Genomic DNA, 20,343 nt, shown 5'->3' with positions numbered 1-20,343 from the left:
GGCCCCCCTTGTCGCACCCCACTTCCGAGTCGTCCCCCTCAGCGGAGCCCATAGCGTCCGCTGACGGGGACGACTCGGAGGTGGGCTTTGCGTCGTCCCCGCCAGCGGAGGCCCCCGGGTGCGCTGAGGGGGACGACTCGAAGCAGTAGTTGGCCACATCCTGGATTTACCTCTTGTCATTACCTATCATCATAGGTATTCTGACGGCAGGCCCGTTCAATGCCGAACAGGGCCTGACCGCTCCGCTCGCACTGCCGCGCGCGGACCCGCCGAAAGGATGCCGATCCGTGTCACGCACCACACCCGTCGCGAACCCGATCGCGGCGCGCGCGCTCGTCGACGACTTCTCCCTCGAGATGACCGGGAAGGACGTCCCCGGCCTCCAGGAGGCGCGCGACACGATCCCCGCGGGGACCAAGATCAACGTCACGTTCCTCGGCAATGAGGATCTCGAGATGCGCGTGGCCGCCGCCAAGGCGGTCCGGGATCTGGGCTTCGTGCCGGTCCCGCACATCTCGGCCCGCCGGCTGCGGTCGCGCGCGCAGCTCGAGGAGTTCCTCGGGCGACTGCAGGAGGTGGGCGCCACGGATCACGTCTTCGTCGTCGGCGGGGATCCCGCCACGCCGGACGGGCCGTACGCCTCGGCCTTCGACGTCATCTACACGGGTCTGCTGCTCGACTACGGCGTCCGCGAGGTGTCGATCGCCGGCTATCCCGAAGGGCACCCCGACATCGCCGATGACGAGCTGTGGCGCCATCTCGAGAACAAGTCGGCGGTGCTCGCGGAGCAGGGGCTGGACGCCGTGATCCTCAGCCAGTTCGCCTTCGACACGGATCCGGTCCTGGCCTGGATCGACCAGGTCCGCGCACGCGGGATCGCCTCCGAGATCCGGGTGGGCACGCCGGGACCCGCGGGCGTCAAGCGGCTCCTCGGGTTCGCCCGCCGGTTCGGCATCGGTGCGAACGCGATGATCGTGAAGAAGTACGGCTTCTCCCTCACGAACCTGATGGGGACGGCGGGGCCGGATGCGTTCGTCTCCGACCTGTCCGCGCTGCTCGCGGCCGACGCCGAGACCGGCGCCGTCAAGCTGCACTTCTACACGTTCGGCGGCCTGCTCGCCACGTCGGCATGGGCGCGCGACTTCGTCGCCGCCCGCCGCTGAGGGGCCGGGATGACCATCCACGTCGAGCGACTGCGCGATGACGCCTGCCTGATCGTGCACGGCCCGGATCAGCCCGGGATCGTCTCGGCCGTCAGCGCCCTGATCACCCGCAACCGGGGCAACATCGTGTCTCTGGATCAGTACACCGACGACCCTCAAGGCGGGGGTTTCTTCCAGCGCGTGGTCTTCCACCGCGCCGACCTCTCCGCGGCGATCCCCGAGCTCGAGGCCGACCTCGCCGCCACGCTCGGACCGCTCGGCCTGTCCTGGCGGCTCACCGACCGGTCGGTCCCGAAGCGGATGGCCGTGCTCGCCTCCACCAGCGACCATTGCCTGCTCGAGCTCCTCTGGCGGCACCGGCGCGGCGAGCTGCCGGTCACGATCCCGATGGTCATCAGCAATCACACGAACGTCGCAGAGGACGTCCGCGCCTTCGGCATCCCGTTCTTCCATGTGCCCTCGCAGGGGCCGGACAAGTCCGACGCGGAGGCCAGGATCCTGGAGCTCGTGAAGGGGAATGTCGACTTTCTCGTGCTGGCGCGGTACATGCAGATCATCTCCGAGGACTTCCTGGACGAGGTCGACGTGCCGGTCATCAACATCCACCACTCCTTCCTGCCCGCCTTCATCGGCGCGGCCCCGTATCGCAAGGCCAAGGAGCGCGGCGTGAAGCTCATCGGCGCGACCAGCCACTACGTGACCAAGGTCCTGGACGAGGGCCCGATCATCGAGCAGGACGTCGCCCGCGTCGACCACTCGATGAGCGCGGCCGGCCTGCAGGCCCGCGGCGCGTACGTCGAGCGCGCCGTGCTCTCCCGCGCGGTGCAGTGGCACGCCGAGGACCGGGTGATCCGGAACGGCAATCAGACCGTCGTCTTCACCGACCGCCCCTGACCCCCGACCACCACGAAAGAACAAGAGAGGGCTTCCATGGCCGACAACCTTCAGCAGCTGATCGACGAGACCAACCCCGTCGAACTCCTGCGCAACTCTCAGATCGGGTCGTACATCTACCCGGTCGTGCCCGCCGACTTCAGCAGCTGGATCAAGGAGCAGCGGGCGTGGCGCGACAGCGCGGTGCTGTATGACCAGTCCCACCACATGGACAACGTGTTCCTGAAGGGCTCGGACGCGATCCGTCTGATCAGCGACACCGCCATCAACTCGGTCGCGAACTTCCCCGTCAACCGTGCGAAGCAGTACGTGCCGACCACCGCGGCGGGCCACGTCATCGGCGACGGCATCCTGTTCCGCGAGGCCGAGGACGAGTACGTCTACGTCGGCCGGGCGCCGGCTTCGAACTGGCTGATGTACCACGGCGAGACCGGCGGCTACGGGAACCTCGAGGTGACCGTCGACCGGCGATCGCCGTCCCGCCCGTACGGGCACCCCGTCTCGCGCCGCTACTACCGTTTCCAGATCCAGGGCCCCAGGGCCTGGCAGGTCATCGAGAAGCTCAACGGCGGCCCGCTCGAGGAGCTGCGGTTCTTCAGCATGTCCACGATGGCGATCGAGGGCGCGCAGGTGCGCACCCTGCGCCATGGCATGGCCGGCGCACCCGGCCTCGAGGTCTGGGGCCCGTACGAGGACCACGACCGCGTCCGCGACGCGATCGTCACCGCCGGTGCCGAGTTCGGGCTGCTGCCGGTCGGATCCCGCGCGTATCCGTCCAACACTCTGGAGTCCGGCTGGATCCCCTCGCCCCTCCCCGCCATCTACACCGGTGAGGCCGAGCGCGGCTACCGCGAGTGGCTCGGCGCGGACAGCTACGAGGCCACCGGCACCCTCGCCGGCTCGTTCGTGTCGGGAGACATCGCGGACTACTACCTCACGCCGTGGGAGCTCGGCTACGGATCCTTCGTGAAGTTCGACCACGACTTCATCGGCCGTGACGCGCTCGAGAAGATCGACCCCACGACGCAGCGCCGCAAGGTCACCCTGGCCTGGGACGCCGAGGACATGACGAAGATCTTCGGCTCGCTGTTCGACGTGGACGGCCCCAGCTACAAGTTCTTCGATCTGCCGCTCGCGAACTACGGCTCGGCGAACTACGACGCGGTCGTCGATGCCGACGGCAACGTCGTCGGGTTCTCGATGTTCACCGGCTACAGCGCGAACGAGCGCCGCGCGCTCTCGCTCGCCACCGTCGCGCCCGACGTTCCGGAGGGCGCAGAGCTCCGCGTGCTGTGGGGCGAGGGGCCGAACACCGCGAAGGCGACGGTCGAGCCGCACGAGCAGCTCGCGGTCCGCGCGGTCGTCAGCCCGACGCCGTACTCCTCGGTCGCCCGGCAGACCTACCAGGGCGGGTGGCGCACCGGCTACGCGAGCTGAATCCCGTCATCCCGGCAGTAGGCTCGACGCGGGAGGAACCGCATGAGTCTGCGCTACGCAATCCTGGCGATCCTGCGCGTCGGGCCGCTGTCGGGATACGACCTGCAGAAGCAGTTCTCGCAGTCGGTGGGGCACGTCTGGCACGCCCCCGACTCGCAGATCTACCCGGAGCTGCGCAAGATGGAGGCCGCGGGGCTCATCGAGGGCGAGGAGCAGGCCCGCGGCCAGCGCGGCACCCGGCGCATGTACACCGTGACGCCGGCCGGCGACGCCGACTATCTCGCCTGGATGCAGACGCCCCTGGATTACCAGCGCGTCCGCGACCCCGCGCACCTGCGCGCCGCCTACCTGGAGAACACCACGCCGGAGGCGGCGCGCGACTTCCTGCGCCGGCACATCGCGCAGTGGGAGGGCGAGCTCGAACAGTGGCAGGGCGAGCTCACCCACATCGAGAACCTCAGCAATCCGATGCTGACGCGTCGGCTGAACGTCACTCCGGACAGCGAGCGCGAACGCACGATCGCATACAAGAGGTTCGCGTACGAGGGACTGGTCGAACGGGCGCGGCTCGAGATCGCCTGGGCCCGCCGCGGCCTCGACCTCGTCGACAGCCTCGGCGACTAGCGCGGGCGACCGGCCTCACCGCGATCCGGCCAGCGCCTCGCGATCGATCTGCTCCTGGTTCTCCACGTACGGCGTGCCGTGCGTGTGGAAGGTGGCGACGGTCTTCATGCCCCAGGCCTGCCCCTTGGCGCGCTCGGCCTGGCTCCACTCGACGACCGGCCAGTCCGGGTCCAGGAGGAGCCTGGCCTGCGCGTTCGCGAACTCGATGCGGTTGCCGCCCGGCTCCCAGACGTAGAGGAAGAAGGTCTGGTTGATCGCGTGCTTGTAGGGTCCGTACTCGATGTGGATCCCGTTCTCGAGGCAGATGTCCGCCGCTTTCAGGATGTCCTCCCGGGAGTCCGGCGCGAACGCGAAGTGGTGGAAGCGGCCGCGGCTGCCCGTCCAGTCCGCGGAGTAGACGACGTCGTAGGACTTCTGATGGAACCGGAACCACCGTGCCGCGAACCGTCCATCGTCCTGGCGCACCCGCTCGGACTCCCTCGCGCGCATGACGTCGGCCCAGAACTCCCCCGCGGCGGTCACGTCGCTCGCGAGGTAGTTGATGTGGTCCATGCGGCGGGCGTTGATGCCTCGCCCGGGATAGGCGGAGGCCTGGTTCTTCAGCGCGGGCCGGTCCTCATCGTCCGGCACGTAGAGCTCGGTCTCGTAGTGCAGCGCCATGAGGTGCCCGTCCGGATCCTCGAACTCGTAGGACCGTCCGACGCCGACCTCGGGATCGCGCCAGCCGTGGCCGAGGCCGGTCGCCTCGATCGCGGCCACCCGGCGCTCGAGCGCCTCCTGGCTCGTCGTGCGGAACAGCGTGCGCCCGACTCCGTTGGTATCGGATGCCGTGAGTTTGAGCGTGTACCTCTGGTACTCGTCCCAGCAGCGCAGGTACGCGGAGTCGCCGACGCGGGCGACCTCGCGCATCGCGCAGGTGTCCCGGAAGAAGTGCAGACTCTCCTCGAACTTCGGGGTGTGCAGCTCGACCGCGCCGAGGTGGGCGAGGTCGAAGTTGTCGCTGGTTGCCATGGGGTCCGTCCTTGCTCTGGTTGTGTGGGGTCCGGCGTCAGCGCCGCGGACGCGGGAAGACGATGCCGTCGAAGATCTTGCGCGCGGTGCGCGTCGAACGGGACGATGCCCGCCAGGCGCCGTCGGCGCCGTGCGTGACGTCGACGCGGGTGCGGAGCACTCCGGCGGGATGCTCGATGTCGTGCTCCGGCCCCGCCGGCAGGCGGGCCAGATCGTGTCCGATGGCGCCGGGGATCCGGATGCCCGCAGCGACCGAGGCCGCCATCAGGACGCCGATCGACGCGTGCACGCGGAACGGGATGAACGCCCGCGTGGAGATCGTCCCGCCCTGCCGCGGTGACGAGAGCAGCACGACCTTGGGTACGGTCTGCTCCGTCACATCGCCCAGGCCGAACAGCGGACCGGCGGCTCGGCGGACCTCTTCGACGACAGCGCACAATCGCGCATCGGCCTCGAGCCCGCCCGGATCCTCGTCCCCCGACACCCCGAGCGACCCGGCGTCCATGAGCACGACCGGCAAGCCGTTGTCGACCAGCGTCACGCGGTGTCCGGCGACCGTCTGCGTCACCAGGCCGGTCGGGAGCACGGAGGCTTCGCCGACGCCGAGCCGGAGCTCGATCGGCCCCGCAGAGCCCGGCACGCCGTCGATCTCCGTGTCGCCGTCGTAGTCCGGCATCCCGGCCGGCGTCGCGAACGAGGCCGTCGCGATCCCGCCGGTGTTGCGCAGCCGGATGCGCGCCGTGGTCGTCTCTCCGCCGGCCGGCAGGATTCCTCGCTCGACCGCGAAGGGCCCCACCGCGGCGAGGAGGTTGCCGCAGGTCTGCGCATCGCCCACCGTGGGACGGTCGACGCCGACCTGCAGGAACAGATAGTCGAGATCCGCGCCGGGATCCTCGGAGACCGACACGATCGCCGCCTTGGAGGTCAGCGCGTGCCCGCCCCCGAGCCCGTCGATCTGCCGCGGATCCGGGCTGCCCAGAAGCCGGAGCATCAGCTCGTCGCGCTCCTGGGGATCGGCCGGCACATCCGTCGCGAGGAAGAACGCCCCCTTCGACGTCCCGCCGCGCATGAGCATGCAGCGGATGCCTCCGGGGTGCGCGCCTCCGGCGGCGTCAGCGCGCATCGCCGCTCCGCTGGGCGACGTGCTCGACGCCGAGCCCGTCGAGCACTGCCCGGAGGCCACCGACGTCCATCGAGATCTCACCGGCCCGATAACGCTCGCGCGCTGCGGCCTCGCGCTCCGCCCGCCGCCGCGCCGCCTCCAGCGCCTCGGCCGCACGTGCGCGGGGCACGATCGTCACGCCGTCGTCGTCGGCGACCACGATGTCGCCGGGTTCGACAACGACGCCGTCGAGCGCGATCGGCACGTTCACCGATCCTGCCGCTTCCTTCAGGGTGCCCTGCGCGGTGATGTGCGCGGTCCATACCGGGAACCGCATGGCCCGCAGCTCCGCGACGTCGCGCACCCCGGCGGACGTGACGTAGCCGCCGACCCCTCGGGCCTGCATCTGGGTCGCCATGAGCTCCCCGATGAAACCGTGCCGCGACTCCGACGCCGGCGCCACGACGATGATGTCACCCTCCTGCGCCTGCTCGATCGCGACGTGCACCATGAGGTTGTCCCCGGCGGCCGGGAGCACCGTGATCGCGCTGCCGGAGACCACGACACCCTCCTGGATCGGGCGGATCCGCGCCCCCGCGCAGCCGATCCGGCCGAGCGCCTCGTGCACCGTGGCCGACCCGAACGCGGCGAGCGCGTCGACGAGTGCGCGCTCAGCGCGGGCGATGTCCGTGACGACGACGGGGCTCATGCCAGCACGTCCGTGACCTGGGGGTAGTAGCGCATGTACGCCTCGGCCATCGTCTCGTGGGCGAGGCCGAGATTGGGGCCCGCATTGCGCTTCAACTGAACACCGCGTCGGACGGCGAGATCGGTGTAGTAGGACCACATGTGCTGCTGAGCGGGGAGGCACTCCATCGCTGCGCGCTTGCGCGGGAACGCGGTGGTGATGTCCAGCAGCACGCCGGGGGTGAAGCCGGACTGCTCGCTCTGGTGCGGCTCGAAGAAGAAGACGGGCGGGGCGCCGATGACGTCGTCCGGTCGCGGATAGCCGCCATCCGCGTTCGCGACGCCGATCGCCTGCGCGAGAACTCTCGCCTCCAGCGCCATCCGCGCCGCTGCCGGATGGTCGCCGTTGTACGGGTCTGCGAGAGGGTGGGTCAGCAGCACCGTCGGCTGCAGGCGCCGGAACGCGTCGACCAGCGTCGCCACCACCTCCGGCGACTCCCGCAGCGGGTAGTCGCCGAGGTCGAGGAACTCGATCTCGGCGCCGAGCGCGTTCGCCGCCTCCGTCGCCTCCGCCCGGCGGATCGCCTTGATCTCGTCGAGCCCCCTGCCTGCGAGCCACTGGCTCGCGGACTCCCCTCGCTCCCCGTAGGACAGGCAGATCACGACCGCGCGCTCTCCGCGGAGCGCCGCTGCCGCGATCGCGCCTCCGGCCCGCCACACGAAGTCGCCCGCGTGCGCACTGACCACCACCAGACAGGGCGTGCGCTGCGACATGGGACTCCTCGGGTTCGCGCCGGATCCGGCCGGCCGGCGCCGCTCGTCGCCGCGCCGGGCCCCACACAAGCACAGCGTCCCCCTCGTGGTCAAGGATTGTCGCCAATCTTGTCGCCAACTACTTCCCTCTTCGCTTTACCTATGGACAGAGGGATTGATCTTCCGTACCATCGGGCCTCAGATCGAGCCGACGACGGCGACGATCAGCCGGATCGATGTCGAGGGAGACACCATGGCCAGCACCCTGCAGGAACTGCTCGACGAGAAGGGCGATGCGGTCCGGATGCTGCGCGACTCGCCCCTCGGCACGTACATCTATCCGGTCGTGCCGGCCGAGTTCACGAACTGGCGCCGCGAGCAGAAGGCGTGGCGGGAGACCGCTGTGCTGTACGACCAGACGCACCACATGGTGAACTTCTTCGTCTCCGGCCCCGACGCTCTGCGCCTCCTCTCAGAGACCGGCATCAACTCGTTCGCGAACTTCCCCGTCGACACGGCGAAGCAGTTCGTCCCCACCGCGTCCCACGGAGGCGTGATCGGCGACGGGATCCTGTTCCACGAGGCCGAGCAGGACTACGTGTACGTCGGCCGGGCCCCCGGCGCCAACTGGCTCCAGTTCCATGCGGAGACCGGTGGCTACGACGTCGAGTTCCGCTACGACGACCGATCGCCGTCGCGCCCCTACGGTCAGGCTGTGCATCGCGAGTACTACCGCTTCCAGATCCAGGGCCCGAACGCGTGGGCGATCATCGAGAAACTCGCGGGCGGGCCTGTGGAGCCGGTGCGGTTCTTCCGGATGGGGCACATGACGATCGCCGGCGAGCAGGTGCGCACGCTCCGGCACGGCATGGCGGGAGCACCCGGCCTGGAGCTCTGGGGCCCGTATGTGCAGCATGGGAAGATCCGCGACGCGATCCTCGAGGCCGGCCGCGAGTTCGGCATCGAGCCCTGCGGATCGCGTGCGTACTCGTCGAACACCCTGGAGTCGGGCTGGATCCCGTCCCCGCTGCCGGCCATCTACACGGGCGAGGCGGAGCGCGCCTACCGGGAGTGGCTGCCGGCGACCAGCTATGAGGCCATCAACGCCGTGGCGGGGTCGTTCGTGTCCGAGGACATCGAGGACTACTACCTCAACCCGTGGGAGCTCGGATACGGCTCGTTCGTGAAGTTCGATCACGACTTCATCGGGCGCGACGCGCTCGAGAAGATCGATCCCGCACAGCAGCGCAAGAAGGTGACGCTCGCCTGGAACGACGAGGACCTCGCGAAGATCCTCGCGAGCGCGATCGACCGGAACGGTCCCGGCTACCAGTTCTTCGACCTCCCGAACGCGAACTACGGATCCTCGAACTACGACGCGGTGATCGACGCTGACGGCGAGACCGTCGGGCTCTCCCTGTTCACCGGCGTCACCGCGAACGAACGGCGGGGTCTCTCTCTCGCGACCGTCGACCACGATGTGCCGATCGGCGCCGAGGTGCGGGTCGTCTGGGGCGAACCGGACGGAGGATCGCACAAGACCACGGTCGAGCCGCACGAGCAGTTCGCGGTGCGCGCCGTGGTCAGCCCCGTGCCCTACGCCGCGACAGCCCGCACCGAGTACCAGGGCGGCTGGCGCACGACCAGCGCTTGAGAGTCGGCGACGGGGACGGCATCGCGGGGCCGCGGGGATCGCGGCCCCGTGGAGTCACGCCCCGCGGAGTCACGCCCCGCTCAGGGCACGAGGTCCGTGGCGCCCGCCCGGAACTCGGCCAGCGTGTGCGATTCGAGAGTCCGGCGCGCGCGCCGGAGGTAGTCCGCCAAGGCCGCGGTCTCCTCCTCCGCGAAGCCCGTCGTCAGGAGCCGCTCCAGCTCGGCCAGGCGCGGCGCGGTGCGGTGCACGGCCGCCACGCCCTCATCGGTGAGGAAGAGCAGCAGCCGTCGGGCGTGCTCCGGGTCGCGCTCACGTCGCACCAGGCCGGCGTCCAGGAGCGGATCCATGGTCTGGGCCATCGTCTGCGCACGCACGAAGGAACGCCGCGCGAGTTCGGAGCTCGTGATGCCGGGGCGCCGTTCCAGCACCGTGAGCGCCGTGAACTGGGCGATCGTCATACCGGCCTGAGCACAGACCTCCTCGAAATAAGGACGGAGCGCGAGCTCGAGCTGCTTGATGACATAGGTGAAGTTCGTGCCTTCCATCAAGACCTTTCGTCGCGACCCCGGATACAGGCTAGCTTTCGTGCGACCGCCGCGCACATGCCGCACCGGCCCATCGGCCGGCGATCACGGTGGACGCCCCGTGCGGCCATCCGACGGTGCGGCCCGCTCGGCCCAGACGCGCACCCCTTCCTCCGCCTGCGACACCAGGATCATGCCGCGCTGATCCGTGCGCAGGACCGGCGCACGCAGCGCCTGCAGCATCTCCAGCGTTGAGGCGCGCGGGTGTCCGTAGTCGTTCCCCTCGCCGACGGAGATCAGGGCCAGCGCGGGATCCAGATCCTCGTAGAGCTGCGGATCCTGATCGGCGCTGCCATGGTGGGCGACCTTGACGACGCTCTCATCGTGCGGGCGCGCGAGCCGTCGCAGCGCGCCCTGCGCCGCGGCCGAGAGATCGGCCAGGAACAGGCTTCGCGGAACGCCTCCGCCCTCGATCTGCAGGATCACGCCGGTCTCGTTCCCGGGAGGGAAGACCTTCTCGCCGCGGCGAGGCCACAGCACGCGCCAGTCCGCATCTCCCAGACGCCCCGCCATGCCCGCCGCTGCCTGGACCACGTCCGCTCCCCCGGCTTCGAGCCGCTCGAGTGACCGCTGATGGGCTGGAGTGTCCACCGGCCCGTGCAGCACGGTGCCGACGCGCCCGACCACCACGTCGGCGGCCCCGGCGTGATCCCGGTCGAAATGGGTCAGCACCAGCAGGTCGAGCCGCGCGATCCCCAGCGTGTCGAGGCAGCGCCGCAGCGGTTCCGGCTCTGGCCCGGTGTCGATGAGCATCGTGCGTCCGGCCGAGCGCACCAGCGCGGCGTCCCCCTGCCCGACGTCGCACAGGGCGATCGCCCAGTTCGCTGGGCGCTGCAGCAGCGCGACCGGACCGGCGACGATGCCCCAGCCCGTGCCCGCTCCGATCACGACCGCGAGGACGCCGCCCACGACGGCGCGCCAGGGAGCGCGGAGCGGGCGATGCGGCGCGACGACCCAGAAGACCCCTGCGCTGAGCGCCGCCACCACGAGCGCCGTGCCGACGCCGGCCGGCGCCTCGATCGTGGCCATCGGCAGCGCTGCGGTCGTCACCGCCGTCTGCGCGATCCACGCCGAGGGCAACCAGGCCGCGGCTGCGAACAGGTCGGCCAGCGGCGGGATCGGCATCGCGAGGCAGGCGAGCAGCCCGAGCACCGTCGCGATCGGCGACGCCGGTGCGGCCAGCAGGTTGGCCAGTACGGAGACCAGGGACTGCTGCGCCGCGAACAACGCGATGATCGGACCGCAGGCGAGCTGTGCAGACAGCGGGACCGCGATCGCCAGGGCGACCGGTCGCGGCAGCCGACGCGCGAGCCCCCGCGCCAGTGGCGGGGCGAGCACGATGAGACCGGCTGTGGCCGCAGCCGACAGCGCGAACCCGGGCGCGGCCGCGAGATGCGGATCGACGAGCAGGAGCACCGTCACCGCGAGCATCAGGACCGAGAGGCCCGCACGCGGGCGCCCGAGCAGCAGCGCGGTCAGGGCGACTCCAGCCATGGCCGCGGCCCTGATGACGCTCGGCTGCGGCGTGACGAGCACCACGAATCCGGCGAGGGCCAGCACGGCGATGGCGACGCGGAGCACCCTGCCCCCGCCGCACAGCGCCACGATCCCGAACGCCGCCGCGGCCACGAGCGCGAGGTTGCTGCCGGACACGGCTGTCAGATGCGAGAGCCCGCTGGCCTTCATCGCGGCATCGAGTTCGTCGCTCACGGCTCGCACATCGCCGACCGCAAGCCCCGGAAGCAGCTCTGACCCGGGTTCGGGCAGACGTCCGGCGCGCTCGATGAACGCCGCGCGCACGTCGCCGGCGAGCCGCTCGACCGGGCCGCCACGCGACAGCTGCACCGCCGCCCCGCTCGAGAACAGCACGAGTGCCGCACGCTCGCCCGGATCCGTGCGTTTCGTCTGCGCCGTGAATCGCAGCGCCGTCCCCGGTCCCAGGGTGGCGGATTCGGCGTCGGGCGGGATCCCGATGCGCACCGGCACCCGCAGCGGATCGGGTCGGTCCCCCGGACCGAGCCGGAACGCGTCCGCGTCGGCCCAGAGCCGGCCGTCCGCGCCGAGCGAAGGAAGCGATCGCACGCTCACCTCGGCGGTCACCGCGTGCCCTGCCAGGGAGGCGGCCTGCTCTCGGGCCGGCGTCGCGGCTGTCGCGGCGCCGGCGATCGCCGCGGCGACGGTCAGGCAGACGATCGAAAGAGGCCCGGCGCGGGCGACCGCGGTGCGGGTCCGGGAGCGGCACACGATGAGCAGGATCCCGGTCCCCGTTGCCGAGAACGCGATCACTGTCCCGGCCGTCCAGGGCAGGAACGAGACCAGGAGCGCGATCGCCCACGCGATGACAGCGACCGGCACCATGCGCACGTCGCGCAGCCGGCCTCGCGGAGCCCCCGGAGCCCGCCGATCCAGAGCTGTCATACCCGCACCAGGTCGCGGATCCCGGCCAGCATCTTCTCGCCGATGCCGGAGACTCCGAGGAGATCATCCACGCTCGTGAAGCGCCCGTTGGCCGTGCGCCAGTCGACGATGCGCTGGGCGAGCGCGGGGCCGATCCGGGGCAACTGGTCGAGGGCGGCGACATCGGCCGTGTTGAGGTCGACGAGTCCGCCCGCTGCTCCCCCGCCCGCCGCACCGGATGTTCCTGCCGCCGCGCCCGGTGCAGCACCTGCCGCACCGATCGCCGGCACCAGGATCTGCTCCCCGTCGGCGACCGTACGGGCGAGGTTCACCGCGGCAAGGTCCGCCGTCGGCAGCGTGCCTCCGGCCGCCGCCAGAGCCTCGGCCACCCTCGCACCATCGTCGAGCACGTACAGGCCCGGCTTCGAGACCTCCCCGAGCACGTGCGCGTAGACCGCACCGGCGGAGACCCCCGGCCCACTGGTGCGCGGTGACGGCGACACGACGACCTCCTCCGGCACCGCCGACCGGCCGAGCAGGCCGATGCCCACCGTGACCGACACCGCCACGAGCCCCACCACCACGGCCGCACCGAGCCCCAGCCGGAGCCGCCGGGGCGCACGCGCGACGACCGTCGACCCCGCCTCCTCCGTCTCCGACTGCTCGCTCACACGCCGACGCTAGGCGTGCACGATCGTGTCCGGAGACGACTTCACGCAACCGGTGCGGAGCCTGGTCGGAGCGGGCACTGTGGAGGACGAAAGCGAGCTGTCGCACGGAGCCGCCGCCGCACCGAGCGTTACGCTGGCCTCATCCCACGATCGACCCGGAGCCGCCATGCGCCTGCACGATTTCCTCCCCCCTGACACCGCTGCAGCCCGCGGGGCGCACGAGCTCGTCACCCGGTTCCAGTCCCCCGCCCTGGTCAATCACGTGCTGCGCAGCTGGCTATGGGCGGAGGCCTTCGCGATCGTGGAGGGTCACCGCGGGATCGACCACGAGCTGCTTTACACCGGAGCCGTGCTGCACGACATCGGGCTCGCGCCGGCCTATGACAACCACGTGCTCGGCTACGAGGAGGCGGGCGGCTTCGTGGGCGAGGCACTGACGGCCGGAGCCGGATGGTCCGTCGAGCGGCAGCGCCGCGTCAACGAGATCATCGTGCGGCACAACTGGCCCTCCGTGGATCCCGCCCAGGACGTCGAGGGATACCTGCTCGAGACGTCGACCGGGCTTGACATCGCCGGGCGCCGGGACGAGGAGATCCCCCTCGAGTTCCGCCGCGAAGTGCTGGCAGCGTACCCCCGGCTCGGCCTCGCCGCCGAGTTCGGCGACTGCGTGCAGCAGCAGGCGGAGCGCAAGCCGTACAGCCAGGCGCGACGTCTCGTCGAGGGAGGACTCGTCGGGAGACTCGCGGACAACCCCCTCGAGCGGATCTGACCCGGCCTGGCGACCGCCGGGCCGCGCGCCGCGCGGAGGAACCGGTCAGCGTCCGAGCACCGCGCGCAGCGCGTCCGCGTAGTGCGGGGCGATCTTGTCATGCCCCGCGGGCGCCAGGTGCACGTTGTCGACCTGGGGAGCCGTGTAGTCGCTCACCCATCCGGCGACGGAGATCGCGTGGACGCCGAGCCGCTGCGCCTCCTCGGTCACAGCCGCGTCCATCGCGCGGCGCGCCGCGTGCGCGGCATCGTTGCGGCTCATCACGCCGTCCACGACGATCGCGGCGTTCGGGTAGGCCTGCCGCAGCATCCCGATCAGCTGCTCCTCGGCGGCCGTCACATCGGAGACAGGGCGCTTCTGCGCCGCGTCATTGCCTCCGAGGGTGATGATCACGACGCCCGGATCCCCGTCCGGAAGCAGCAGGCTGTTGCGCGACACGCTCTCGGTGAAGCCGGTCCCCAGCCCGCTGATCGGCGCGAGATATCCCGACCCGCCGTATCCGAACTCCACGATGTTGGAGAACCCGGCCCGCCGCGCTCCCTGCTTGATCCAGGAGTTGCCGCTGCACTGCGAATCGCACAGGAGCACGGCCGTCGAGGCGTCCACCGGTGTCGATGGCACCGTGAGCAGGCGCCCCTCGCGCAGCACCGTCTGCGTCTTCTCCCAGTCCTGATGCACCCCGCGCTCGTCGGTGCGCGAGTCCTTCGTCGGCCATCCGAACCGGGCAGGATCCGCCACCCAGAATGCGAAGTTCGCGGCATCGAGGCGGAAAACCCCTGCCCCTTCATGCCACAGCAGCGCGCCTCCGGCGAACGCCTGATAGCGGCCCCCGGCGACGTCGATCTTCTCGCCCATCGGCAAGCCCAGCTCGCCTCCTGGCCCGCCCAGCTCCTCGTACCGCTGCTGGATGACGCCGGCGGTCGTGGCACGGATCGACCCGTCCTCGTCCGAGCGATACAGAACTCCGCCCTGGAAGGGCTGCATCGAGCCGCCCTCGAGTCGCGATGCCTCTGCGGTGGGCAGGCCGAGCGCCCCGTCCGCGCCACCGCGTTCGTGGAAGGCGGCGAGGAACGGAGCTTGCACCGAAGCGGCACCCGTGTCGCCGGACCACCACACCTCGCCCCCGTCGAACTGCTGCACGAGACGATCGCCGACCGCGCGTTGCGTGCCCTTCGGGTATCCGAGCGGCCCGTACGCCCCTCCGGCGCGACGGTGGGCGGCAGCGATGTCCGAGATCGTGGGCACGGGGGCGCCATCGCGCAGGTAGATCACGCCGTTGATGAAGTTCTGGACCGGATTACCGTGCCTGTCCTTGTGTTCCGCGTCCTTCGGGAACCCGAGGCCGCCGCGCTCTTCGGCGAAGCGCAGCCATGACTGCCAGAACACACCGCGCACGAGGGTCGGGACATCGTCCTCGCTCGCGAAGATCCCCGCGCGCTGGAACGCCTGCCACGGCCGGTCGGCGGGTCCGCTCTGCTCCGCGATCGGCAGACCCAGCCTCGCCACGCCTCCGAGTTCGTCGAACGCCTCGCCGACCGCGCCACCATGAACGATGTGCGCGTCGCCCTTCACCGCGGCGTAGATGGTGCCCCCGCGGTAATTCTGCCGACACACCCCTTCCGCGCACGTCTCGCGGTTCCACGCGGCGCCCAGCTCATCGCTGTGCTTGTGCCAGAGCACGCCGATCGCGCTGGTGTCGCTGATGGGGCGCGGCAGCTGCCAGACCAGCAGCAGCCCCCCGCCCGCGACCAGCGCGACGATCACCGCCGTGCCGAGCACGCGCCTCATCACCCGGAGGGCGCGCGCTCCTTTCCCCCCGGAGCGCAACGGAACTCAGCCCTTGACGGCGAAGTTCACGATCTTCGGAGCCCGCACGATGACGCGCACGATCTCCTTGCCGTCGAGTGCCCGCTGCACCTTCTCGTCCGCACGGGCCAGCGCCTCGAGCTCGGCGTCGCCGATCTTGGCGGGCACCTCGAGCGTCGTGCGCACCTTGCCGTTGACCTGCACGGCGCAGGTCGCCGTGTCCTCGACGAGCAGCAGCGGGTCGGCCTGACGCCAGGTGACGAGTCCCACGGACGGCTCGTGACCGAGGATCTCCCACATCTCCTCCGCCGTGTGCGGCGCGACGAGGTCCAGCATGACGGCGACGGTCTCCGCAGCCTCGCGCACGGCGGGGTCGGCGGGGCCGGAGCCGGCGTCGATCGTCTTGCGGATCGCGTTCACCAGCTCCATCAGGCGCGCGACCAGCACGTTGAACTTGGTCTGCTCGACGAGCGCGGGGGCGTCGGCCAGCAGATGGTGGGTGATCCGGCGCAGTGCCGCATCGCCTCCATCGAAGACGACGTCGACGGCGCTCGAGACGTCCTGCGCCGCGCGCAGCGCACGAGCCAGGAACTTCTGCGCGCCGGTCGTCGAGACGTCCTTCCAGTCCTTGTCGTCCTCCACGGGACCGGCGAAGGCCAGGGCGACGCGCAGCGCGTCGGCGCCGTAGGCATCGAGCTCCTCCTGGAAGAGCACCAGGTTGCCCTTGCTCTTCGACATCTTCGCGCCGTCGAGGATCACCATGCCCTGGTTGATCAGGCTGGAGAACGGCTCGGTGAAATCGATCAGCCCCATGTCGAACAGGACCTTGGTGATGAACCGCGCGTACAGCAGGTGCAGGATCGCGTGCTCGACGCCGCCGATGTACGAGTCGATGGGCGCCCAGCGGCGGGCCTCGTCCACGTCGAAGGCCACGGTGTCGCTGTTCGGCGAGAGGAAGCGCAGGTAGTACCAGGAGCTGTCCACGAAGGTGTCCATGGTGTCCGGGTCGCGCAGCGCCGGCTCACCGGTTCCGGGCACGGTCGTCTGCACCCAGCTGGTCGCCGCGCCCAGCGGCGAGGCTCCCTTCGGCGACAGGTCCAGGCCCTCGATGCTCGGCAGGCGCACGGGCAGCTGCTCCTCGGGCACGGGCACGATCTCCCCGTCCTGCGTGTGCAGCATCGGGATGGGGGTGCCCCAGAACCGCTGGCGCGAGATCAGCCAATCCCGCAGACGGTAGTTCTTCGCAGCGCGGCCGGTGCCGGCCGCCTCCAGCTGCTCGATCGCGCGGGCGATCGCGTTGCGTTTGGAGAGGCCGTTCAGCTCGCCGGAGTTGATCATGCGGCCGTCGCCGGTCAGGGCGATGCCGGTCTTCACCGGGTGCTGGTCGTCGAGCGACTCCAGGGGCTCGATCGGGACCCCGTCCTCGTCGACCTCGATCACGGGCAGCGCGCCGGTGATCGGCGCGGTCGTGTCGACCACGACCTTCACGGGCAGGTCGAACGCGCGGGCGAAGTCGAGGTCGCGCTGGTCGTGGGCGGGCACGGCCATGACCGCGCCGTGGCCGTAGTCGGCCAGCACGTAGTCGGCGGCCCAGATCGGCAGCCGCTCGCCGTTCACGGGGTTGATCGCGAAACGGTCCAGGAACACGCCGGTCTTCGGGCGGTCGGCGGACTGACGGTCGATCTCGCTGGTCTTCTGCACCTGGGTCAGGTAGTCCTGGAAGCGCATCCGCACGTCCTCGGACGATCCGGCGGCCAGCTCGGACGCCAGGTCGGAGTCGGGCGCGACGACCATGAAGGTCGCGCCGTGCAGGGTGTCGGGGCGCGTGGAGAACACGGTCACAACACCCTCGCGGCCCTCGATCGCGAAGTCCACGTCGGCGCCGATCGAGCGGCCGATCCAGTTGCGCTGCATCTGCAGCACCTTGTGCGGCCAGAAGCCCTCGAGCTGGTTCAGGTCGTCCAGCAGGCGGTCGGCGTAGTCGGTGATCCGGAAGTACCACTGGGTCAGGTTCTTCTTCACGACCTCGGCGCCGCAGCGCTCGCAGCGCCCGTCGACGACCTGCTCGTTCGCGAGCACCGTCTGGTCGTTCGGGCACCAGTTCACCGGGCTCTTCTTGCGGTAGGCCAGGCCCCGCTCGTAGAGCTTCAGGAACAGCCACTGGTTCCAGCGGTAGTACTCCTCGTCGGAGGTGTGCAGCACGCGGCTCCAGTCGAAGGAGACGCCGTAGGACTGGAAGCCCGCCTTCTGCTGGGCGATGTTCTGGTACGTCCACTCGCGCGGGTCCGCTCCGCGACGGATGGCCGCGTTCTCGGCGGGCAGCCCGAAGGAGTCCCAGCCGATCGGATTCAGCACGTTGTGTCCGCGGTGACGCCAGAAGCGCGCCACGATGTCGGAGTAGAGGTAGTTCTCGGCGTGCCCCATGTGCAGGTCGCCCGACGGGTACGGGAACATCGCCAGCACATACTTGCGAGGGCGCACGTCCTCGGCGCCGCCGGCCTGGAAGGTCTCGTTCTCGGCCCAGTACCTCTGCCACTTCTCCTGAAGCCGCTGGGCCTGGCGCGCCTGAAGCTCGTGCACCGGCAGCGACTCGTCGATCGACGGGGATGCGGTGTGGGACGGGTTCTCAGACAACGCGACGACCATTCTCTGCAGCAGGGGAAAAGAATGCCCCGAACAGGGCAACCTCCAGATTATCCCAGCCCGCGAGGCCCGGCGTTCCGCCCCTGAGCCTGCGTCAGGGCGCGGACGTGAAAGACTAGAGGCGCTATGCCCTCGTCCTCAGCCCGACCGGAGCGGATCCACTGGTTCGCCCGCCTGGAGCACCGCTTCCACGCGTGGCGTGAGCGGCGTGCCCGCAAACGCGGCCGCACCGCGAGCATCGTGCCCTTCCCGGGCTACGGCGGCGCGGGCTGGGTGCGCGTCGTCGGCCGCGTCCTGATCCTGCCGAAGACCCGTCGCGGCGGCAAGGACGCGAGCGTCCGGGGCTGGCGCAGCTTCGTCGGCATCCCGGTGAGCTTCGCGACCGTCACGATCACGGTCGCCGGTCGTGCGCACGAGGTCGCGGCCGATCGCGGCGGCGTCGTCGACTGCCGCATCGAGGCCGACCTCGCCCCGGGCTGGCAGCAGGTGACGATGTCCGTCGAGGGTCAGGATCCGACCCCTGCGCGGGTGTTCGTCGTCGCCGACGACGTCCGCTTCGGCGTGATCTCCGATGTCGACGACACCGTCATGGTGACGGCCCTGCCGCGGCCTCTGATCGCCGCGTGGAACTCCTTCGTCGTCGACGAGCACGCGCGCACCCCGGTCCCCGGCATGGCGGTGCTGCTCGAACGGCTCATGCGCGACAACCCCGGCTCGCCGATGATCTACCTCTCCACGGGCGCCTGGAACGTGGCTCCCACGCTCAACCGCTTCCTCTCCCGTCACCTCTTCCCCGCCGGATCCATGCTGCTCACCGACTGGGGGCCCACGCATGAGCGCTGGTTCCGCAGCGGGCGCGAGCACAAGCTGCGGAACCTCTCCCGCCTCGCCGAGGAGTTCCCGCACATGCAGTGGCTGCTGATCGGCGACGACGGGCAGCACGACGAGGCCATCTACGGGCAGTTCCTCATCGACCACCCCGAGAACGTCGCGGCCGTCGCGATCCGTCGCCTGCTCCCCGCGGAGGGCGTCCTCGCCGGCCGTCGCGCCTCGGCCCGTGCCGACGGCGACGGCGCAGACGCCGAGGCGCGCGACGAGGACCTCGCGCCGTGGGTGAGCGCGGAGGACGGCGCCGGCATCCTCGACGAGCTCATCGACGCGGGCGTCGTGCGCTCGGAGCCATGACCGGCCCCGCCGGCGCGCCGGCCTCCGCTCTCGCCTCGGCGCCGGGCTCTGCCGCGGCGGCGGTCCCTCGCGCGCGCCTGGATCGCGCGACGTGGTCGGCCCGCGCGGAGGCCCACGCGGAGCGCGCCGACGCGCTGACCGCGGAGCACCGTGCCCGCCAGGCGCGTCGCGAGAAGCACCCCGTCCACGACTTCCTCTTCACGTACTACGGCTACAAGCCGGGTCAGCTGCGCCGCTGGCACCCCGGGGCGGGAGTGGTGCTCGAGGACGCTCCGGAACGGGCGGGCTGGCGCTGGTACTCCCCCGCGCCGCATCAGGACGCCGCGTCATCCGGATCCGGATCCGATGCCGTCATGCCGGACGCGGACGCCTTCGCCGCCGACAAGCCGGAGCTCGCGCGCCTCGTGCACGCGATGCTCGCGCGCACCGCCGCGCGTCCCGGGCAGTTCGGCTGCTTCGGCCTGCACGAGTGGGCGATGGTGTACCGCACGCCCGAGCACCGGCACGCCGTGCCGCTGCGACTGGGGCAGGCGGGAACCGACGCGGTCGTGGAGCAGGGCGAGCTGCGCTGCACGCACATCGACGCGTACCGCTTCTTCACGCCGGACGCGGTGCCCCGCAACCGGCTCGCGCCGACCCGCGAGACGCAGCCCCTCCTCGAGCAGCCCGGCTGCCTGCATGCAGGCATGGACGTCTACAAGTGGGCCATGAAGCTCGGACCGCTCGTGCCCGGCGAGATCCTGCTGGACGCGTTCGAACTGGCCCGCGACATTCGGGTCCTCGACATGGAGGCAGCGCCCTACGATCTCTCCGACTGGGGCGTCGTCCCGGTGCGGATCGAGACCGCGGAGGGCAAGGCCGAGTATGTGCGTCGTCAACGCGAGTTCGCCGAGCGCGGCAACGTCCTGCGCACTCGGATCCTCGAGGGCTGGCAAGGCGCAGCGGGCTGACGCACGGGGCCTG

The 20,343-nt window shown here is 70.7% G+C and carries 17 protein-coding genes; 8 read left to right on the top strand and 9 right to left on the bottom strand.

What is annotated here, in order from left to right; all coding sequences use genetic code 11:
* The first annotated feature begins 356 nt into the window (after positions 1-356).
* The 4 genes from CQ044_RS05170 to CQ044_RS05155 are packed head-to-tail and all read left to right on the top strand — an operon-like array spanning position 357 to position 4,118.
* The gene (locus tag CQ044_RS05170; RefSeq protein ID WP_146116739.1) at positions 357-1,163 is read left to right on the top strand and encodes a methylenetetrahydrofolate reductase; all 807 of its coding nucleotides are present in this window, start codon (positions 357-359) and stop codon (positions 1,161-1,163) included.
* A gap of 9 nt (positions 1,164-1,172) precedes the next feature.
* Positions 1,173-2,057, top strand: coding sequence for a formyltetrahydrofolate deformylase (gene purU / locus CQ044_RS05165; RefSeq protein WP_105687325.1), 885 nt, complete (start codon positions 1,173-1,175; stop codon positions 2,055-2,057).
* Between the two features lie 36 nt (positions 2,058-2,093).
* Positions 2,094-3,494 (top strand): aminomethyltransferase family protein, encoded by a 1,401-nt coding sequence (locus CQ044_RS05160; protein ID WP_105687323.1) that lies wholly within the window; start codon positions 2,094-2,096, stop codon positions 3,492-3,494.
* 42 nt (positions 3,495-3,536) lie between these two features.
* Complete coding sequence (locus tag CQ044_RS05155) at positions 3,537-4,118, top strand: PadR family transcriptional regulator (RefSeq protein ID WP_105687321.1); 582 nt, start codon at positions 3,537-3,539, stop codon at positions 4,116-4,118.
* 15 nt (positions 4,119-4,133) lie between these two features.
* Here the strand turns inward: CQ044_RS05155 and CQ044_RS05150 are convergent, their stop codons facing one another.
* The 4 genes from CQ044_RS05150 to CQ044_RS05135 are packed head-to-tail and all read right to left on the bottom strand — an operon-like array spanning position 4,134 to position 7,692.
* Complete coding sequence (locus tag CQ044_RS05150; protein WP_105687319.1) at positions 4,134-5,129, bottom strand: VOC family protein; 996 nt, start codon at positions 5,127-5,129, stop codon at positions 4,134-4,136.
* A 37-nt stretch (positions 5,130-5,166) separates the two neighbouring features.
* A complete protein-coding gene (locus tag CQ044_RS05145; protein ID WP_105687318.1) occupies positions 5,167-6,252 on the bottom strand; it encodes a PrpF domain-containing protein in 1,086 nt (361 codons plus the stop codon).
* Positions 6,242-6,940 carry a 4-carboxy-4-hydroxy-2-oxoadipate aldolase/oxaloacetate decarboxylase gene (locus tag CQ044_RS05140; protein WP_105687316.1) on the bottom strand — a complete coding sequence of 233 codons (699 nt, stop codon included), beginning with the start codon at positions 6,938-6,940 and terminating at the stop codon, positions 6,242-6,244. The genes CQ044_RS05145 and CQ044_RS05140 overlap by 11 nt, the downstream gene beginning before the upstream one ends.
* On the bottom strand, positions 6,937-7,692 hold the full coding sequence (locus CQ044_RS05135; protein WP_105687314.1) for a PIG-L deacetylase family protein: 756 nt from the start codon (positions 7,690-7,692) through the stop codon (positions 6,937-6,939). Before CQ044_RS05135 ends, CQ044_RS05140 begins: the two co-directional genes overlap by 4 nt.
* A gap of 232 nt (positions 7,693-7,924) precedes the next feature.
* Here CQ044_RS05135 and CQ044_RS05130 point away from each other — a divergent pair, with 232 nt between their 5' ends.
* Positions 7,925-9,325, top strand: coding sequence for an aminomethyltransferase family protein (locus tag CQ044_RS05130; RefSeq protein WP_105687357.1), 1,401 nt, complete (start codon positions 7,925-7,927; stop codon positions 9,323-9,325).
* An 80-nt stretch (positions 9,326-9,405) separates the two neighbouring features.
* Here the strand turns inward: CQ044_RS05130 and CQ044_RS05125 are convergent, their stop codons facing one another.
* From CQ044_RS05125 to CQ044_RS05115, 3 genes are all read right to left on the bottom strand, one after another.
* A complete protein-coding gene (locus CQ044_RS05125; RefSeq protein ID WP_105687312.1) occupies positions 9,406-9,870 on the bottom strand; it encodes a MarR family winged helix-turn-helix transcriptional regulator in 465 nt (154 codons plus the stop codon).
* A gap of 84 nt (positions 9,871-9,954) precedes the next feature.
* Positions 9,955-12,327 carry a ComEC/Rec2 family competence protein gene (locus CQ044_RS05120; RefSeq protein WP_105687311.1) on the bottom strand — a complete coding sequence of 791 codons (2,373 nt, stop codon included), beginning with the start codon at positions 12,325-12,327 and terminating at the stop codon, positions 9,955-9,957.
* Positions 12,324-12,977: a ComEA family DNA-binding protein gene (locus CQ044_RS05115; RefSeq protein ID WP_105687309.1), complete on the bottom strand. Its 654-nt coding sequence runs from the start codon at positions 12,975-12,977 to the stop codon at positions 12,324-12,326. The genes CQ044_RS05120 and CQ044_RS05115 overlap by 4 nt, the downstream gene beginning before the upstream one ends.
* A gap of 166 nt (positions 12,978-13,143) precedes the next feature.
* On the opposite strand from CQ044_RS05115, the gene CQ044_RS05110 reads away from it, so the two are divergent.
* Positions 13,144-13,746, top strand: a complete 603-nt coding sequence (locus CQ044_RS05110; RefSeq protein ID WP_105687307.1) for an HD domain-containing protein — start codon at positions 13,144-13,146, stop codon at positions 13,744-13,746.
* A 45-nt stretch (positions 13,747-13,791) separates the two neighbouring features.
* On the opposite strand, the gene CQ044_RS05105 is transcribed toward CQ044_RS05110, so the two are convergent.
* Both CQ044_RS05105 and leuS read right to left on the bottom strand, forming a co-directional pair.
* Positions 13,792-15,534: a GDSL-type esterase/lipase family protein gene (locus CQ044_RS05105; RefSeq protein ID WP_105687305.1), complete on the bottom strand. Its 1,743-nt coding sequence runs from the start codon at positions 15,532-15,534 to the stop codon at positions 13,792-13,794.
* A gap of 45 nt (positions 15,535-15,579) precedes the next feature.
* The gene (gene leuS, locus CQ044_RS05100; protein WP_105687303.1) at positions 15,580-18,198 is read right to left on the bottom strand and encodes a leucine--tRNA ligase; all 2,619 of its coding nucleotides are present in this window, start codon (positions 18,196-18,198) and stop codon (positions 15,580-15,582) included.
* A 123-nt stretch (positions 18,199-18,321) separates the two neighbouring features.
* Here leuS and CQ044_RS05095 point away from each other — a divergent pair, with 123 nt between their 5' ends.
* On the top strand, positions 18,322-19,380 hold the full coding sequence (locus tag CQ044_RS05095) for an App1 family protein (RefSeq protein WP_105687302.1): 1,059 nt from the start codon (positions 18,322-18,324) through the stop codon (positions 19,378-19,380).
* Entirely contained in the window at positions 19,377-20,330 is a 954-nt protein-coding gene (locus CQ044_RS05090; protein ID WP_258133165.1) for a 3-methyladenine DNA glycosylase, read from the top strand. The genes CQ044_RS05095 and CQ044_RS05090 overlap by 4 nt, the downstream gene beginning before the upstream one ends.
* The last annotated feature ends 13 nt before the right edge of the window (positions 20,331-20,343 follow it).

It is taken from the genome of Microbacterium sp. MYb64 (assembly GCF_002979495.1).
Classification (GTDB): Bacteria; Actinomycetota; Actinomycetes; order Actinomycetales; family Microbacteriaceae; genus Microbacterium; species Microbacterium azadirachtae_A.
This window is presented reverse-complemented; position numbering and strand designations above follow the sequence as displayed.

Coding starts and splice junctions, on each gene's coding strand:
- CQ044_RS05150 (WP_105687319.1), bottom strand. CDS start 5,129: ATGGCAACCAGCGACAACTTCGACCTCGCCCACCTCGGCGCGGTCGAG.
- CQ044_RS05140 (WP_105687316.1), bottom strand. CDS start 6,940: ATGAGCCCCGTCGTCGTCACGGACATCGCCCGCGCTGAGCGCGCACTC.
- CQ044_RS05170 (WP_146116739.1), top strand. CDS start 357: ATGACCGGGAAGGACGTCCCCGGCCTCCAGGAGGCGCGCGACACGATC.
- CQ044_RS05145 (WP_105687318.1), bottom strand. CDS start 6,252: ATGCGCGCTGACGCCGCCGGAGGCGCGCACCCCGGAGGCATCCGCTGC.
- CQ044_RS05155 (WP_105687321.1), top strand. CDS start 3,537: ATGAGTCTGCGCTACGCAATCCTGGCGATCCTGCGCGTCGGGCCGCTG.
- CQ044_RS05135 (WP_105687314.1), bottom strand. CDS start 7,692: ATGTCGCAGCGCACGCCCTGTCTGGTGGTGGTCAGTGCGCACGCGGGC.
- CQ044_RS05110 (WP_105687307.1), top strand. CDS start 13,144: ATGCGCCTGCACGATTTCCTCCCCCCTGACACCGCTGCAGCCCGCGGG.
- purU (WP_105687325.1), top strand. CDS start 1,173: ATGACCATCCACGTCGAGCGACTGCGCGATGACGCCTGCCTGATCGTG.
- CQ044_RS05130 (WP_105687357.1), top strand. CDS start 7,925: ATGGCCAGCACCCTGCAGGAACTGCTCGACGAGAAGGGCGATGCGGTC.
- CQ044_RS05125 (WP_105687312.1), bottom strand. CDS start 9,870: ATGGAAGGCACGAACTTCACCTATGTCATCAAGCAGCTCGAGCTCGCG.
- CQ044_RS05120 (WP_105687311.1), bottom strand. CDS start 12,327: ATGACAGCTCTGGATCGGCGGGCTCCGGGGGCTCCGCGAGGCCGGCTG.
- CQ044_RS05095 (WP_105687302.1), top strand. CDS start 18,322: ATGCCCTCGTCCTCAGCCCGACCGGAGCGGATCCACTGGTTCGCCCGC.
- leuS (WP_105687303.1), bottom strand. CDS start 18,198: ATGGTCGTCGCGTTGTCTGAGAACCCGTCCCACACCGCATCCCCGTCG.
- CQ044_RS05090 (WP_258133165.1), top strand. CDS start 19,377: ATGACCGGCCCCGCCGGCGCGCCGGCCTCCGCTCTCGCCTCGGCGCCG.
- CQ044_RS05160 (WP_105687323.1), top strand. CDS start 2,094: ATGGCCGACAACCTTCAGCAGCTGATCGACGAGACCAACCCCGTCGAA.
- CQ044_RS05105 (WP_105687305.1), bottom strand. CDS start 15,534: ATGAGGCGCGTGCTCGGCACGGCGGTGATCGTCGCGCTGGTCGCGGGC.